Source organism: Flavobacterium pisciphilum (assembly GCF_020905345.1).
GTDB classification, from domain to species: domain Bacteria; phylum Bacteroidota; class Bacteroidia; order Flavobacteriales; family Flavobacteriaceae; genus Flavobacterium; species Flavobacterium pisciphilum.
Genome location: NZ_JAJJMO010000001.1, coordinates 2,147,238 through 2,163,632, shown reverse-complemented (window position 1 = coordinate 2,163,632; position 16,395 = coordinate 2,147,238). Strand labels below are relative to the sequence as shown.

The window sequence follows — 16,395 nt, the reverse complement described above, 5'->3', positions numbered from 1 at the left end:
TAAAAATAAAATGCCTAAAAGAAAAATAGCTGTGGTTATCACGGCGCGTCCTTCCTACAGTCGTGTAAAAACAGTATTAGCAGCTATTCAAAAACATTCTGAGTTAGAATTGTTATTGGTGGTGGCAGCCTCTGCTTTGTTGGATCGATATGGTTCTGCTGTGAATTATATCGAAAGAGATGGTTTTACAATTGCTGCAAAGGTTTTTAATGTATTGGAAGGGGAAAATTTAACTGCTGCAGCAAAGACTACAGGAATAGGTATTTTGGAATTGTCAACTGTTTTTGATAATCTAAAACCAGATATTGTTGTTACTGTTGCCGATAGATTTGAAACTATGGCAACTGCCATTGCAGCTTCGTATATGAACATTCCTTTGGCACATATTCAAGGAGGAGAAGTTACTGGGAATATTGATGAAAAAGTGCGACATGCTATTACAAAGTTATCTGATTATCATTTTGTTGCTTCAGAGAGTGCTAAAGAAAGAGTTATTAAATTAGGAGAAGATCCAGAGATGGTATTTAATACTGGTTGTCCTTCTATTGATCTAGCTAAAGAGGTGATTATAAGTGAGGAACTTTTATTTAATCCATATGAAAAATATGGTGGTGTGGGGGCAAAACCTGATTTGTCACAAGGCTACTTAGTAGTTATGCAGCATCCAGTTACAACAGAATATCAAAATTCAAGAAAGCATATAGAAGCTACACTAGAAGCAATTTATAAATTAGACAAGCCTACACTTTGGTTTTGGCCAAATGTTGATGCTGGAGCAGATGGAACATCAACAGGGATCCGAGCTTTTAGAGAACAGCATGAGTTGCCGAATGTTCATTTTTTCAAGAATATGGAAGGAATTGACTTTTTGCAGTTGCTGAAATATAGTGATTGTTTGATAGGTAATTCTAGTGTAGGAATACGAGAATGTGCTTTTTTAGGAGTTCCAGTTATTAATATTGGTTCCCGTCAAAACAGAAGAGATCGAGGAGGAAATAGTGTTGATGTAGATTATTCACAAGATCAAATAGAAGTTGCAATTACAGCTTCAATAAGAAATGGAAAGACTATTTCATCATCTATTTATGGAGATGGAAAGTCTGGTATACGAATAGCTGAGTTATTAGCTAAATTACCTTTGAACTTTCATAAAACCATAATGTATTAAAATGAAAATTTTAGCTATCATACCAGTTCGTGGTGGGTCCAAAGGAATTCCAGGTAAAAACATTAAGTTATTAAATGGGAAACCATTATTAGCGTATACCTCTGAAATGGCGTTACAATCTAAATATTTAACGGAAGTTATTGTTTCTACTGAAGATGAACAAATAAAAGTAGTAGCGAATAATCTTGGAATAAAAGTACCATTCATGAGACCTATTGAATTAGCAGAAGATAATACACGAACTATCGATGTAATTATCCATGCGTTACAATGGTACCAAAATCAAAATGTTTTTTTTGATGCTGTTTGTCTTTTACAGGTAACAAGTCCATTTAGGACACTTGAATTTTTAGATAAAGCTATTGAGAAATTTATAGAAAAAGAATCAGATTCTTTGGTTTCTGTTCAAAGAGTACCACATGAATATAATCCGCATTGGGCATTCGAATTGAATGAAGAAGGGAATTTAAAAATTGCTACGGGAGAAACTGAAATTATTAGCCGTAGACAAGAGTTACCTATTGCTTATCATAGAGATGGAAGTTTTTATATTACTAAGACAAAAGTACTTTTAGAAGAATATTCCTTATATGGAAAAAGTACTGCTTTTATTGAATCGGATCCTAAATTTTATATTAATATTGATACTATGGATGATTGGAAAAAAGCAGAAGAAATGATTCAAACTAAGTTGAAATAATGTGCGGTATTGCAGGGATAATTGGTGAATTTAAAGAAACTCAATTGGATGCAATGCTTGCTATCCAAAAGCATAGAGGGCCTGATGCGACAGCGAAATATTTTGATTCTAATTTTTCGGCATTAGGGCATAACCGATTAGCAATTATTGATTTATCAGCTGATTCTAATCAGCCATTTAAAGATAATTCAGGACGCTATGTTGTAGTTTTTAATGGTGAAATTTATAATTATATAGAAATTAGAGCAGCTTTAAAAAAGCAATATGATTTCAAAACAAGCTCGGATACAGAAGTTTTGTTGGCAGCATTTATTGTTTATGGAAAAGAATGTTTGCAAATGTTTAATGGTATGTTTGCTTTTGCCATTTGGGATAATCATAAGAAAAAATTATTTGCAGCTAGAGATAGATTTGGGGTAAAACCCTTCTATTATAGTTTCTTTAATAATAGTTTTTATTTTTCATCTGAAATAAAGGGACTGCATGTTGCTGGAATAAAAAAAGAACCTAACGAAAAAGTATGGGCTTCCTATTTTGCATTTGGTTCTTATGGAATGCCAGATGAAACTTTTTGGACAAATATTGATCAATTACCTGGAGGATATTTTTTAGAGCTTGAAAATAAAAATTTAATTATAAAAAAATGGTATAATTTTGAAGAAGAAATAGCTAAGCAATCTAAGAAACGAACTCTTGAAGAAGTAAAAAAAGAATATGTTGCACTTTTAAAAGATAGTATAAATCTACGTTTTAGAGCAGATGTTTCAGTAGGTTTTAATGTTAGTGGAGGGGTAGATAGTTCCTTATTATTGGCTTTAGTAAATCTCCAAGAAGATAATTCAAAAATAAATGCTTATACTTTTTATACTAACAATTCCGATTATGATGAATTACCTTGGGTCGAAAAAATAATTAACCAATCTCAAAATTCATTGACAAAAGTGCTTTTAGAATCTGATGAAGTTCCAGCTTTGACGCAAGAAATGCAGTGGCAACAAGACGAGCCTTTTGGAGGTATCCCTACATTGGCATATGCTAAAATTTTTGAGCAAGCGCAAAAAGATGAAGTTTTGGTTCTTTTAGATGGGCAAGGAATGGATGAGCAGTGGGCAGGATATGATTATTATACTCAAAATAATGATTCTACGATACAAGGTGTTCAGGATTCTCCATATAAAGTTAATATGCTTTCTAATTCTTTTTTAGCGCAAGCGGAAAAGCCTTTATACCCAAGACCTTTTAATGATGAAGTATTAAATAAGCAATATAGGGATTTATTTTACACAAAAATTCCTCGGGCATTACGGTTCAATGATCGTATTTCTATGGCACATTCGACAGAATTGAGAGAGCCTTTTTTAGATCATCGTTTGGTTGAATTTGCCTTTTCACTACCGTTAGACTATAAAATTAAAAATGGCATTTCTAAATTTATTTTGCGTGAAATTGCCTCAGAATATTTTGTAAATGATTTAGTTTATGCACCCAAAAGACCACTACAAACACCACAACGTGAATGGTTGGCAGAAGATTTAAAGAAATGGGTAACTCAATGTTTTGCAGAATTACAAAAATCAACTTATTCTCATTGGTTTGATAAAGAATCTTTACAAAATGAATTAGAAAACTATTTTAAAGGTAATATCCAGTCTAGCTTTCATATTTGGCAGTGTATTAGTTTTTATGGAATGCTAAAAAATTAAGGATTTATATTTTTAACCTATCAAAAGTTTAAAATAGACTTTTAACAGGTTGGTTAGTTCTTGTGACTATGTATCATAGAGCTAGTAATATAATAGGAAATGAATTAACCCATCTTGCCGGTAGTATTGATGATTTTGAGAATTAATTAGGCTATTTTAAAGAGAAATGTAATGTCATATTTTGTGCTAGATGGAAATTGGACTTCATTAAAAAAAAGAAGAATTCTCATTACGTTCGATGGTGGTTATGCTGATAATATTATAAATGCTTTACAGCTATTAGAAAAATTGATAGAATTTTAATTTTCAATATTAAAAAGAAAGAGTTAATAAGTTATATAGAAAAATACAATTTTAGAATATGGTAGTTGAAAAATCTAAAATAGCAATACTCTCTACAGTTATAAATTTTGATTTATACGCTAAAAGCTCTAGGCTTTTTCCTGAAAATATTCGAAAATATGTGATTGATGGTAGGAATGGGATGTATGGTATAGATAGTCTTTTCTATACGATGAAAAAGCTAAAAAATAAGAATATAGAGTGGCTGATAATGGCAGATGAAGATGTACTTTTTTATGATGCTAAAATTGTTTTTGATATTATAAATAAGATGCAATCTGAAAACTATACTGTTTGTGGAATTCGGGATGGAGGAATGATTGCCCATAGAATTTATAATCCTTATGTAATCAATACATTTTTCTCAATTATAAATTTTCAAGAACTTGAAAAAATATGGGATAAAAATGAAGTAATTAAAAATGGTTATATTTTAAATAATGAATTTAATGATGATTTGACTAGCCTTCAAGCTGAATATAATTGTAATAGTCTTTATGAACCATATTATTGCTTTTACCTCTGGCTAAGAAGAAAAAATAAAAAATTTATTTTTTTAAATACTGAGATGAGTAATGATCAGATTACAAATTCGGTAATGTATAATGATAAAATAATTTTATATCATACATGGTTCGCAAGGGCATATGGAAATAGTGCAAAGCATACTAAACGGATAGATGATATATTTAATTTGTTGAGTTTTGAAGAAAATAAAATTTTGGATCCTATAATCTTTAAAGATTATACATTTTTTTGGATTAAAAAAATTAAGAAAAATTATAAGAGAACAATCAGAAAGTTCAATATTAGAATAAAATGAAAAAATTAGGAGTAGTAATAACTGACGGTGTTGGATTTAGAAATTTTGTTATGAGTGATTTCATAACTGAGGCTTTGCAACAATTTGATAAAGTTGTCATTTATTCGGGGTTACCCAAAAGTTGTTATAAAGATTTTAATAATTCAAGGCTTGAAATAAAAGAACTTAGTGTTTTTAAAGAAGGTAAAGCAACTTGGGCTTCTAGAAAATGGAAAGAGTTAGCACATTTACAAAAGTTCAATTCTTTTTATGGAATGAAAGATAATTTGGTTTCGGGTTATCCTAAAAACAATTCAGTCCGGTCAATATTTGTAAAAGGTCTTTACTCTTTAACGAAACATATAAATTCAAACTCAAGTATTTTATTTGTTGAAAAGCTACAGTTTTTATCTTTTTCTGGAAATAAAATCACAAAAGAATATATTGAAATACTAAAGGAAGACAATCCAACACATTTGTTTTTTACACATCAACGACCTCCATATTTAGCTCCATTTCTATATGCTGCGATTCAATTAAAGATTCCAACGAGTACTTTTATCTTTAGTTGGGATAATTTGGCGTCGAAAGGTAGAATGTTGGGTACTTTTGATAAGTTTTTGGTATGGAGTCAGTTGATGAAAGAGGAGTTGTTGTATTTTTATCCGAATGTAAAAAATGAAGATGTTCAAATTGTTGGAACACCACAATTCGAACCTTATGTTCTTAATAAATACGAATCGACAAAAGCTGGTTTCTTCGCAAAATTTGATTTAGATAGCAATAAAAAAACAATTTGTTATAGCTGTGCAGATGTATCAATTGGACAGAATGATCCTGTAGTAATTAAAGCAATTGCAGAAGCTATGAAAAATGATGAAATCAAATTATCTGTACAGCTTCTGGTAAGAACTTCTCCTGCTGAAGATGATAGTAGGTTTAAAATGATTCGAGAAGAGTTCCCTGAGATTATATGGAATGTTCCAAAATGGATTTTAACGAGAGAGAATCATCAGGAAAGTTGGTCGCAACGAATCCCAAGTGAGGAAGATATTATAGATTTGCGATCATTATTAGAAAATGTAGATTTGAATATAAATATGTGCTCTACAATGAGTTTGGATTTTATGCTTTTTAATAAACCAGTAATAAATACTGTATTTGGTAATTTAGAAAATGGTCTTTATAATGATCAAAGATTTTTGAAATATGACCATTATAAGAAAGTAGTCGATAGTAAATCTGTCGATATAGCAAAAAACAAAGAGGAATTGATTGCTCAAATAAATCAGGCATTAAAATATTCAAATGAAAAAGTAGTAGAAAGAAAAGAAATGATTGAATTACAAATAAGTAAATCTTTATTAGGAACTAGTAAGCGTATTGCTGAAACTTTATTAGAATTCAATGATTAAGAGCAAAATAGCAGTAATTTGTAATTATGAATTACTTCCCGAACGTGTAGGAGGTATGGATTATTTTTTCTGGGATTTTGATAAAAAATGTAAAGAAAACGGTATTGAAATTGAGTGGTTTTTTCCAAATATATCTCATCATTTGGGTTATTCAAAATTAACTATTCATAGTAGTAAAACTAAAAACATAGAAAATGATTTTTTGGTTTTTTGTAGTCAAAACAAAAAAGAATACTCCCATATTATTACTCATTTTGTAGAATTATGCACTCCATTTTTTTATAAAATAAAAAAAATATCTAGTGCTAAAATTATTGCTATAGATCATAATCCGAGACCTCTAAACGGGTATTCTTTAAAAAAGAAAATAAACAAAAGGTTAAAAGGAATTTTGTTTTCTAGATATATTGACATTTTTGTTGGCGTGTCTAATTATACTGTAAATGAAATTTTAGCAGATTTTGGTTCTCATTTAAAATATAAAACAAAGACAATTTATAATGGAGTTATTTTAGATGCAATTTTGATGAGAGATATGCGGAATGAAGTAAACCCCAGTTTTTTGGTAGCTTCCCATCTCAGAGAATCCAAAGGCATTCAGGATTTAATTGAAGCGGTAAATTCTCTCCCATTGGAAATTAAAAATGAAATTAAAATAACTGTTTATGGGGATGGTCCGTATAAGAAACAATTAATAGAAAAAACAGAAGAATATTTTCTAGAAAAATGTTTTGTTTTTGTTGGAAGTAGATCAAATCTTAATGAAGTTTTCTTTAAATATGATTATATGCTACAGCCTACACATATGGAATGTTTTAGCTTATCCATTCTAGAGAGTCTAGCTGCAAATGTTCCTGTAATTACAACAAATGTGGGAGGCAATACAGAAGTCGTCTCAGATGCTGAAAATGGGTATATTTTTGAAGCAAAAAATGTAAAAGCATTGGCTATAATTCTAGAAGATATTTATTTTGGAAACAAAAAGATATCTATGAATACAAGAGAATTAATTGCCAATTCCTTTTCTTTGCCGAAAATGGTAGAGGATCATTTCAAGCTACTTTAAAAGATATATTAAATATAAACATAAATACCGCAGATGTTTTTTAACTCATTAGCTTTTGCTATTTTTTTACCAATCGTTTTTTTCTTGTATTGGTTTGTCTTTAATAAAACAAAAAGTAGTCAAAATGCTTTATTGATTATTGCTAGTTATTATTTTTATTCTTGTTGGGATTGGAGATTCCTTTTTTTATTGGTTTTTTCTACATTTCTGGATTATTATACAGGAATTCAAATTGAGAAAGGGAAAACTGAAAGAAGTCGAAAATTTTGGTTTTGGCTTAGTATTTTAGTCAATCTAGGTTTTTTAGGGATTTTCAAATACTATAATTTCTTTTCAGCATCTTTTTCGGAGTTACTAAGTAATGTCGGAATTCAAGCAAGTCCAATTTTATTGGATGTAATTCTTCCAGTTGGAATTTCATTCTACACTTTTCATGGATTATCTTATGTAATTGATATTTATTATAAAAGAATAAAAGCCGAATATAATTTTATAGATTATTCGTTATTCGTCAGTTATTTTCCTCTTTTGGTGGCTGGGCCAATCGAGAGAGCTACCCATTTATTACCACAAGTTAAAGTAAAACGAGAATTTGATTTTGAAAAAGCTAAAGAAGGGATTTATCAAATCATATGGGGATTAGTCAAAAAAGTAGTTATTGCAGATACTTGTGCAACATATGCGAATGCCATTTTTGATAATTATACTTCTATGAATTCTTTCTCTTTAATTTTGGGAGCAGTGTATTTTGCATTTCAAATTTATGGTGATTTTTCAGGATACTCAGATATCGCATTGGGGGTTTCAAAATTATTTGGTTTAGATTTATTGCGAAATTTTAATTACCCTTACTTTTCGAGAGATATCGCGGAGTTTTGGCGTCGTTGGCACATCTCGCTTTCATCTTGGTTTCGCGATTACTTATATATTCCTTTAGGTGGAAGCAAGGGAGGGATTTGGATGAAAATTAGAAATACATTTATCATTTTTATTGTAAGTGGATTTTGGCATGGTGCTAATTGGACTTATGTTGCTTGGGGCTTGATTAATGCCATTTATTTTCTGCCTTTGCTTTTATCAAGTAGTAACAGAAATAACATGGGTACAATTGAGTTGAAATTTAATTTTGATTCGGTAAGAGTAATCATGAGTATTCTATATACTTTTTTATTGACTTGCGTAGCTTGGGTCTTTTTTAGAGCAAAAACTATTTCAGATGCAGTTCAGTATTTAAAGCGCATTATTACTAATAGAGATTTTAATTTTCAATATTTAGATAATGAGCGATATAATTATGAATTGTTACTTATGATTGGTTTATTTGTTTTGGTAGAATGGTATAATCGCCATAAAATAGAGCCCCTTTCAGGAAAAAGGAGTATGCTGAAATTGACGTTGGCAATAGCAGCTATTATTGCTTTTGGAACTTTTTCAGATTATAAAGAATTTATTTATTTTCAATTTTAATGAAGCATTTTTTAATTTATATAGTCAAAGTTTTAATTTTAATTGTTTTAGTTGCTGTAGTTTTAGATAGTCTCTATACTTATGCCTTTTTGCAATCAAAGAATAGAGGAAAAATAGAAACAGTTTTTAACTCTAAAGCTGAAAAATATGATGTTGTTATTTTAGGTTCTTCTCGAGCTAATAATCATTTTGTAACACAAATGTTTGAGGACAAAGGGCTAAAAGCATTTAATTACGGAATGAGTGGTGGACATTTATTTGAAGCCTCTTTACTTTTAAAATTAATGATTGAAAGAAAATATGTTATTAAGAATGTGATTTTAGAAGCAGATTTAAATCTTTCAAATGATCAGGAAGCAGAAGGAGTTTCTACCAAATTTTTGCCATATATTCATAATTCTACTGTTATAAAAAAACAATTTTTATCAGAAGAAAATTTTAATGAGTTGTATTATATCCCATTTTATAGATATGTTAAGTATGATGGTAAGATTGGATTTAGAGAAATCTATAAAGTTGTAACTGGCGAAAAAACAAATGTTTTAGACAATTTAGGATACTATCCGTTAGTGAAACATAAAAACGGCAATATGAAAAACAATATTGTTAATCTAAATCCTTTACCTCGCAATAAATATTATGAAGAAATTAAAAATATTTGTGAGATTAACAATATCAATTTCATATCTGTAATGACACCAATGTGCGAGAATGTCATAGGCATGAATTATTTTGATAAAGTGAAAAAAGCGTATCCAGAAATTCATAATTATGAAAACGTAGTAAAAGAAGATAAATATTTCTCTTCATGTGGGCACATGAATGATGCTGGAGCTAGGATTTTTACAGCTAGGATTTTAAATGATTTTTTTAATAAGTAAGCGACATGAAAGTAGCTTTTTTGACGCCTGAATATCCACATCTGAAAACAGGGAACTCAGGCGGGATAGGGACAAGTATAAAGAATTTGGCGATAGGACTTTTAGCAGAAGGTGTTTTTGTTAGGGTTTTAGTATATGGACAGAAAGAAGACGCTACTTTTTATGATGATGGAATTCTTATACAACAGATAAAAAATATAAAATTCAAAGGCTTATCATGGTGGTTGACAAGAAAAAAAATTGAGAGTATAATTAATGAATTACATTCTAATAAAGAAATTGATCTTGTAGAAGCACCAGATTGGACAGGTATTACTTCATTTATAAGCCCCACAAAATGCCCGATTATAATACGATTACACGGTTCTGATACTTATTTTTGTCATTTGGATAAGCGCCCTGTAAAATGGATTAATAAGTTCCATGAAAAAAAAGCACTACAGAGAGCAGATGGATTATTGTCTGTAAGCCAGTTCACTGCTAATATTACAAATACAGTTTTTAGTTTAAATAGAAAATTTACAATTATCTCAAATCCTATCGATACAACTTTATTTCAGGTAGATAATGAAACTTCTGAGAAAGAAAAAAACATATTGTATTTTGGAAGTTTAATTCGTAAAAAAGGACTTCTAGAGCTGCCTTTAATCTTTAATAAAATTATAGAGAATAATCATGATGTAAAATTGATTTTAATTGGTAAAGATGTTCCAGATATTATTTCAGGAAATTCTTCGACTTGGCAAATGATGCAAACTCTCTTTTCTGATGAAGCATTAAAAAAAGTAGCATATTTGGGAAGTGTTCCTTATAATGAAATGAAAAAGAAAATTCAGCAAGCAACAGTTTGTGTGTTTCCTTCTTTTGCTGAGGCATTCCCAGTATCTTGGTTAGAAGCTATGGCTATGGAAAAGCCAATCGTAGCTTCAAATATTGGTTGGGCTAATGAGATGATTGATGATGGAGTTAATGGGTTCTTAGGGCATCCAACAGATCACAGTTCTTTTGCTAAAAATATTAATAATTTGTTAGAGAATGAAAAATTATGTTCATCAATAGGAAAAGTAGCTAGAAAAAAAGTAGAAGAATGTTTTGATACAGAAGTTTTAGCGAAACGAAATATTGAGTTTTATAAATCATTAATATCTAAGCCTTGATAGTATTATATCATAATCAGAGTAGGGTGGTAAAGGTTATTTCTAAGAATAATGAAGTTTTAGAATTTAATAAAAAAGCTACTATTGCATCAGTATTTATAGATTTAGCTGTAAAATATCCGAAATCAAAAATTGTTTGGTGTAATCAAAATTATCAAAACTTCATTGATTTCGAAGCTATAAATGATATTCTACATCATGATAAAATGATGTTATCGTATAATCCAAGTGATATAAATTTCTTAGGAAGAAAAATAGGTTATGTTGATGAATCTCTTTTCGTTAAAATCAATAAGGAGGTTTCTTATTCAACTTGGCAAATGAGTAGTTTGGTAGGCGTTATACATGCAAGCGTATTAGTAGCTATCAACAGTAAGATAAAACTCAATCGGAACTTTGACTATTATTTAAACTCGATAGCAAAAGTATGTATGCCATTAGGATTATTATGTTATTCTGAGCCAAATCTGTTGTTGTCTAGGGACTTTAGGAATGTTGTGAAGACTTCAGATTTCATTCTTTTTAAATTTGTGAAGGAACATTATAGAACACGATGGATATTTATATTATTTCTGAACTTAATGATTTCGGAGTTTAGATTTCCAGTTTTGGCTATGTTGAATAGTTTTTTTTATAAGAATAAAAATAATGGAGATATCAATTTAGATTTTATTAAAGTTAGCTCTTCAATAAAGACTATTGATGTTATTATTCCAACTATTGGAAGGAAGCAATATTTATATGATATTCTAAAAGATTTGTCTCAACAAATACATTTACCTAAAAATGTAATAATTATAGAACAAAACCCTTTATGTGGAAGTGTATCAGAGTTGGATTATTTAACTTCAGAGGACTGGCCATTTGTTATTAAGCATACTTTTACAAATCAAACTGGGGCATGTAATGCAAGAAATATAGGATTTAATCAATTAGAGAGTGAATGGATATTTTTTGCAGATGACGATATTAGAATTAATAATTCTTTTATTGAAACTGCATTTGGAATTATTTCACAATATAAAAACAAAGTCGCTACTTTTAGTTGTCTGAGAGAAGGTGAAGAAACTATTAATAAAAAAATATTTCAATGGACTACTTTTGGATCAGGATGTAGTATTGTTAAAAGGGATGTTGTTAAAAATGTTTTTTTTGATATAAGATATGAGTATGGGTTTGGAGAAGATTCTGATTTTGGAATGCAAATTAGAAATAAAGGATTTGATGTTTTATTTTTTCCTAATCCACAAATTCTGCATTTAAAGGCACCAATTGGCGGGTTTAGAACAAAGACAGTGTTAGCTTGGGGTAATGATGAAATAAAACCGAAGCCATCTCCAACAGTTATGTTGTATAAAATATTACATGATACGAAAGAGCAAATAAATGGATATCGTATAGTTTTGTTTTTTAAATACTATGGTAAGCAATCAATTAAAAATCCAATAAAATATTTTTTTAATTTTCAAAAAGAATGGAAACAGAGTTTATATTGGGCTAATGAATTAATAAATAAATCATGAAGTTTTCCTTAATTATTTGCACTTATATGCGCCCTGACCCTTTGTTGAAATTGTTGCAATCGGTTAAGAAACAAGGTTTGTATCCAGATGAAATTATAATTATTGATGGATCTACAAATAATGAAACAGAGCGTGTTTTAAATAAAACCCACTTTGAAAATCTAAACTATTTTCTAGTTTCTGAAGAAAATAGAGGACTTACTAAACAGAGAAATTTTGGAATTAGTAAAATAAGTGAACCGATAGAGATAGTTTGCTTTCTTGATGATGATACCGTTTTAGAATCAGGTTATTTTGAAATTTTATTAAAGACTTATGAGTCTTTTCCAGATGCTTTAGGAGTAGGAGGTTATATTTGTAATGAAGTAAAATGGGAGATGGTAACGGATTATTATGTGCCTAAAATAAATGAATTTTATTTTGATGGATGGAAGCGTAAAGATGGGAGTCGTTTTGTTTTAAGAAAAAAACTAAAATTGGATAGTGATTGTCCTCCTGGTTTTTCTTCTTCTTTTTCACACGGAAGAAGTGTTGGTTTTTTGCCGCCAAGTAATAAAGTGTATGAGGTAGAACAGCTTATGGGAGGTGTTTCTTCTTTTCGAAAGAGTGTATTTGATGTGTTTAGTTTTTCTACTTATTTTGAGGGATATGGTCTGTACGAAGATGCCGATTTTACTATAAGAGTTTCGAAATCTGGAAAATTATATTTAAATACAGCTGCCAAATTGTATCATTTTCATGCTGCTTCAGGAAGGCCAAATCTGTATAAATATGGAAAAATGGTAGTGAGAAATGGTTGGTATGTTTGGCATGTTAAAAACCCAAGTCCAAAATTCAAAGACCGTTTTAAATGGAACGCAATAACCATTTTACTCACATTAATACGATTTAGTAATGCTATTACGGATAACAATAAAAAAGCAGCTTTTACAGAAGCAATTGGAAGAACAGTTGGTTGGTGGAGTTTATTTATTAATAAGCCAAGAGAAATGAAATGAGAACAAAAGTTTATGTTTATGGGCTTTGTGACGTTTTTTATGATGGTTATTATATTCAGGGATTAAAGGAATATTATAATCATTTTGAGTTTAATCTTTTGAAATTTCCAAAATTTGATAATGGGACTTTTGCATTTATCATAGAAAGTAATAATTCCTATAAGAGAGTAATAATTGATTCAAAAGACTCTACTCGAATTAATATAAACGAGTTAGAATGGTGTGACGTATATGGAAAAGTAAATTATAATTTAGATAATTTATTTATTGAAAATCAGAATAAAATTGTTGCTATTGGACCGAGTTTTGGAATTAAAATTTGGAATTTGTTAGAAACATCATATTATTTGGGATTCAATTTTATTAGATTCAGAAAATCTATTTTAAATAAAAGAGAATTTATAGCCAATTATTGGAGGCAATATAAAAGGATGTATTTGAAGGAATACAACTCAACTCAATCATCTGTTAATGAGGTTTTTTTTATAAATAGTATTTGGAAACAGGAAAGTCAAACAAATAAAAATCGAGCTTTATTTATAGATATCTGCAAGAGTAATCCAAATGTGAATTTTGAAGGTGGATTTGCAGCAAGAAGTAATGGTGATAATTTAGGGTATGATAATTTAGTATATTCTAAAAAAATTCCTTTAAGTATTTATCTTAGAAAAATTAAAAACTCAGCATTTGTATTCAATACGCCAGCTGTTCTCTCATGTCATGGTTGGAAATTGGCTGAATTTTTAGCGTTAGGGAAAGCAATTATTTCAACTTCACATTATAATAAATTACCTGTAGATTTGTTGGATAATAAACATGTAGTTTATGTAAATACAAATGGTAGAAGAGATATTCAAGAAGTAATAGAAAAGTTAATAACGGATATTGATTTTAAAAGAGAATTGGAAGCCGAGAGCAGGAAATATTTTGATGAATACTTGTCTCCCAAAAAAATTATAACAAGATTAGTAGAAAATTTATAAATGAAATTTGCAATAATCACACATGTTAATCACTTTCAAAATACTGATAAATATTTTGCCTATGCACCCTATACTCGTGAAATGAATATTTGGTTAAAATATATTGATGAAGTTATTATTGTTGCTCCATTAAAAAACATTGAACCAACAGAAATTGATATTTCTTATAAGCACGATAAGATTGATTTTAGGAAAGTACCTGATTTTAGTTTTATTAATTTAAATAATGCTGTATTGTCAATTTTTAAATTGCCAATAATTTTTTGGAGAATATTTTTGGCCATGAAAAAAGCAGATCATATTCATTTGCGATGTCCAGGTAATATGGGTTTAATTGGATGCTTCGTTCAGGTTTTATTTCCAAATAAAATTAAAACAGCTAAATATGCTGGTAATTGGGATCAAAAAAGCAAACAACCATGGGCATACAGATTACAAAAACGCATTTTGAATAATACTTTTCTAACTAAGAATATGCAAGTTTTGGTTTATGGAGATTGGGAAAACCAATCTAAAAATATAAGATCATTTTTTACCGCGACCTATTCCGAAAGGGAAAAAGAAATTATTCAAAAATCTGATTTTAATGAAAGAATAGAGTTCATTTTTGTTGGTAGTTTAGTTGTTGGTAAAAACCCGTTGTATGCTATAAAGTTAGTTGAGCAATTTGTTAGAAAAGGAAGAAATGTAATTCTAAATTTATACGGTGAGGGAGTTGAAAGGCATGTTTTAGAACAATATGTTCAAAACAATCAATTAGGAAACTATATTTTTTTACATGGAAATAAAAACGATGAAATATTAAAAAGAGCCTACCAAAAAAGTCATTTTGTTATCTTACCTTCTAAAAGTGAAGGTTGGCCAAAGGCTATAGCCGAAGGAATGTTTTGGGGGTGTATTCCAGTAGCGACATCAGTTTCATGTATTCCTTTTATGCTAGATTATGGTAATAGGGGAGTTTTGCTTGATATGAATTTATCAAATGATATTCTTCAGCTAGAATCAATCTTGAAAGATAAGGCAGGCATAACTGATAAAAGTATGAAAGCATCTGAATGGTCACGAAAATTTACGACAGATATTTTTGAAACTGAAATAAAAAAAATGCTGCAATCATGAGGGTTCTACAAATGATAGATTCATTGGAAGCTGGTGGAGCAGAGCGTATGGCAGTAAACTTTGCAAATGCACTAGGGAAAACAATTGAATTTTCGGGATTAGTAACAACACGTAAAGAAGGTAGTCTTAAAAGGCAAATAAATTCGAATGTTTCTTATTTATTTATAAATAGAAAATCAGTAATAGATTTTAAGGCAATTTTTAAGCTCAGGAATTTTGTCAGAAAGAATAGAGTTACTATTGTCCATGCACATAGTTCTTCTTTTTTTATTGCAGTATTATTAAAATTTACATTACCAAAAATTAAAATAATTTGGCATGACCATTATGGTAAACGAATAAATGAAACTAAAAATGGGAATAGAAGTTTAATCTTGTTATCCTTTTTTTTCTCATCTATCTTTGTTGTTAATCCGCTATTAGAAGAATGGAATAAGAAAAACATGTTATGTACAAACATATATTTTATTCCAAATTTTGCAACATTTACAAATGAGGTCATGAAAGCAACATTTTTAAATGGCGTCACTGGTAAACGGATTGTTTTTTTAGCAAACTTAAAAGACCCTAAAAATCATATTACGGTATTAAATGCTTTTGAGAGTTTAAAATTAAATGACTTGGGATGGAGTTTACATTTAATTGGGAAAGATTATTTGGATGATTATTCAAATTCAATAAAGGCATTTATAGAAAAATATAATATGAATAATGATATTCATTTATATAATTCAAGGAATGATATTGCTCATATCTTATCTCAAGCAACAATAGGGATTTTGGCTTCTACGGATGAAGGTTTTCCTGTGACATTGTTAGAATATGGACTTGCTGCTTTACCTGTAGTTTCTACAAATGTAGGATATTGTGCTTCGGTAATTAAAAATAATAATACAGGTTTATTGTTTAATCCTTTAAATAATACAGAGATTGAAAATCAAATTACAAAATTGATTTCAGATATAGAATTTAGAAATCAATTGGGAGTGTCTCTGAATAAAATTATATTAAAAAATTATACAGAAGATGTTGTAATACAAAAAATAATTTTTGCTTATAAAATTTTATAAT

Annotated in this window: 15 protein-coding genes; all 15 read left to right on the top strand. The window is 29.3% G+C overall.

What is annotated here, in order from left to right:
* Positions 1–10: 10 nt before the first annotated feature.
* The 15 genes from neuC to LNQ49_RS08840 all read left to right on the top strand — a co-directional run bounded on the left by neuC (position 11) and on the right by LNQ49_RS08840 (position 16,394).
* On the top strand, positions 11–1,168 hold the full coding sequence (neuC, locus tag LNQ49_RS08905) for a UDP-N-acetylglucosamine 2-epimerase (protein ID WP_229988384.1): 1,158 nt from the start codon (positions 11–13) through the stop codon (positions 1,166–1,168).
* A gap of 1 nt (position 1,169) precedes the next feature.
* Positions 1,170–1,868 (top strand): acylneuraminate cytidylyltransferase family protein, encoded by a 699-nt coding sequence (locus tag LNQ49_RS08900; protein ID WP_229988380.1) that lies wholly within the window; start codon positions 1,170–1,172, stop codon positions 1,866–1,868.
* Positions 1,868–3,571, top strand: a complete 1,704-nt coding sequence (gene asnB, locus LNQ49_RS08895) for an asparagine synthase (glutamine-hydrolyzing) (protein WP_229988377.1) — start codon at positions 1,868–1,870, stop codon at positions 3,569–3,571. Before LNQ49_RS08900 ends, asnB begins: the two co-directional genes overlap by 1 nt.
* Positions 3,572–3,742: 171 nt before the next feature.
* On the top strand, positions 3,743–3,874 hold the full coding sequence (locus tag LNQ49_RS23250; RefSeq protein ID WP_255680774.1) for a hypothetical protein: 132 nt from the start codon (positions 3,743–3,745) through the stop codon (positions 3,872–3,874).
* Between the two features lie 58 nt (positions 3,875–3,932).
* The gene (locus LNQ49_RS08890; RefSeq protein ID WP_229988373.1) at positions 3,933–4,736 is read left to right on the top strand and encodes a hypothetical protein; all 804 of its coding nucleotides are present in this window, start codon (positions 3,933–3,935) and stop codon (positions 4,734–4,736) included.
* Positions 4,733–6,130, top strand: coding sequence for a hypothetical protein (locus LNQ49_RS08885; protein ID WP_229988371.1), 1,398 nt, complete (start codon positions 4,733–4,735; stop codon positions 6,128–6,130). Before LNQ49_RS08890 ends, LNQ49_RS08885 begins: the two co-directional genes overlap by 4 nt.
* Complete coding sequence (locus tag LNQ49_RS08880) at positions 6,123–7,196, top strand: glycosyltransferase family 4 protein (RefSeq protein ID WP_229988370.1); 1,074 nt, start codon at positions 6,123–6,125, stop codon at positions 7,194–7,196. Before LNQ49_RS08885 ends, LNQ49_RS08880 begins: the two co-directional genes overlap by 8 nt.
* Before the next feature lie 33 nt (positions 7,197–7,229).
* Positions 7,230–8,663 (top strand): MBOAT family O-acyltransferase, encoded by a 1,434-nt coding sequence (locus LNQ49_RS08875; protein ID WP_229988368.1) that lies wholly within the window; start codon positions 7,230–7,232, stop codon positions 8,661–8,663.
* Positions 8,663–9,544 carry a hypothetical protein gene (locus LNQ49_RS08870; protein ID WP_229988366.1) on the top strand — a complete coding sequence of 294 codons (882 nt, stop codon included), beginning with the start codon at positions 8,663–8,665 and terminating at the stop codon, positions 9,542–9,544. Before LNQ49_RS08875 ends, LNQ49_RS08870 begins: the two co-directional genes overlap by 1 nt.
* Positions 9,545–9,549: 5 nt before the next feature.
* Entirely contained in the window at positions 9,550–10,701 is a 1,152-nt protein-coding gene (locus LNQ49_RS08865) for a glycosyltransferase family 4 protein (RefSeq protein WP_229988364.1), read from the top strand.
* Complete coding sequence (locus tag LNQ49_RS08860) at positions 10,698–12,224, top strand: glycosyltransferase family 2 protein (protein ID WP_229988363.1); 1,527 nt, start codon at positions 10,698–10,700, stop codon at positions 12,222–12,224. Before LNQ49_RS08865 ends, LNQ49_RS08860 begins: the two co-directional genes overlap by 4 nt.
* Complete coding sequence (locus tag LNQ49_RS08855; RefSeq protein WP_229988361.1) at positions 12,221–13,222, top strand: glycosyltransferase family 2 protein; 1,002 nt, start codon at positions 12,221–12,223, stop codon at positions 13,220–13,222. Before LNQ49_RS08860 ends, LNQ49_RS08855 begins: the two co-directional genes overlap by 4 nt.
* Complete coding sequence (locus tag LNQ49_RS08850) at positions 13,219–14,205, top strand: glycosyltransferase (RefSeq protein ID WP_229988360.1); 987 nt, start codon at positions 13,219–13,221, stop codon at positions 14,203–14,205. Before LNQ49_RS08855 ends, LNQ49_RS08850 begins: the two co-directional genes overlap by 4 nt.
* Positions 14,206–15,324, top strand: coding sequence for a glycosyltransferase family 4 protein (locus LNQ49_RS08845; protein ID WP_229988358.1), 1,119 nt, complete (start codon positions 14,206–14,208; stop codon positions 15,322–15,324).
* Positions 15,321–16,394: a glycosyltransferase gene (locus tag LNQ49_RS08840; RefSeq protein WP_229988355.1), complete on the top strand. Its 1,074-nt coding sequence runs from the start codon at positions 15,321–15,323 to the stop codon at positions 16,392–16,394. The genes LNQ49_RS08845 and LNQ49_RS08840 overlap by 4 nt, the downstream gene beginning before the upstream one ends.
* Position 16,395 lies beyond the last annotated feature (1 nt).

Bases quoted from the DNA above. Each gene is read 5' to 3' on its own strand.
- neuC (WP_229988384.1), top strand. From the start codon at position 11: ATGCCTAAAAGAAAAATAGCTGTGGTTATCACGGCGCGTCCTTCCTAC.
- LNQ49_RS08900 (WP_229988380.1), top strand. From the start codon at position 1,170: ATGAAAATTTTAGCTATCATACCAGTTCGTGGTGGGTCCAAAGGAATT.
- asnB (WP_229988377.1), top strand. From the start codon at position 1,868: ATGTGCGGTATTGCAGGGATAATTGGTGAATTTAAAGAAACTCAATTG.
- LNQ49_RS23250 (WP_255680774.1), top strand. From the start codon at position 3,743: ATGTCATATTTTGTGCTAGATGGAAATTGGACTTCATTAAAAAAAAGA.
- LNQ49_RS08890 (WP_229988373.1), top strand. From the start codon at position 3,933: ATGGTAGTTGAAAAATCTAAAATAGCAATACTCTCTACAGTTATAAAT.
- LNQ49_RS08885 (WP_229988371.1), top strand. From the start codon at position 4,733: ATGAAAAAATTAGGAGTAGTAATAACTGACGGTGTTGGATTTAGAAAT.
- LNQ49_RS08880 (WP_229988370.1), top strand. From the start codon at position 6,123: ATGATTAAGAGCAAAATAGCAGTAATTTGTAATTATGAATTACTTCCC.
- LNQ49_RS08875 (WP_229988368.1), top strand. From the start codon at position 7,230: ATGTTTTTTAACTCATTAGCTTTTGCTATTTTTTTACCAATCGTTTTT.
- LNQ49_RS08870 (WP_229988366.1), top strand. From the start codon at position 8,663: ATGAAGCATTTTTTAATTTATATAGTCAAAGTTTTAATTTTAATTGTT.
- LNQ49_RS08865 (WP_229988364.1), top strand. From the start codon at position 9,550: ATGAAAGTAGCTTTTTTGACGCCTGAATATCCACATCTGAAAACAGGG.
- LNQ49_RS08855 (WP_229988361.1), top strand. From the start codon at position 12,221: ATGAAGTTTTCCTTAATTATTTGCACTTATATGCGCCCTGACCCTTTG.
- LNQ49_RS08850 (WP_229988360.1), top strand. From the start codon at position 13,219: ATGAGAACAAAAGTTTATGTTTATGGGCTTTGTGACGTTTTTTATGAT.
- LNQ49_RS08845 (WP_229988358.1), top strand. From the start codon at position 14,206: ATGAAATTTGCAATAATCACACATGTTAATCACTTTCAAAATACTGAT.
- LNQ49_RS08840 (WP_229988355.1), top strand. From the start codon at position 15,321: ATGAGGGTTCTACAAATGATAGATTCATTGGAAGCTGGTGGAGCAGAG.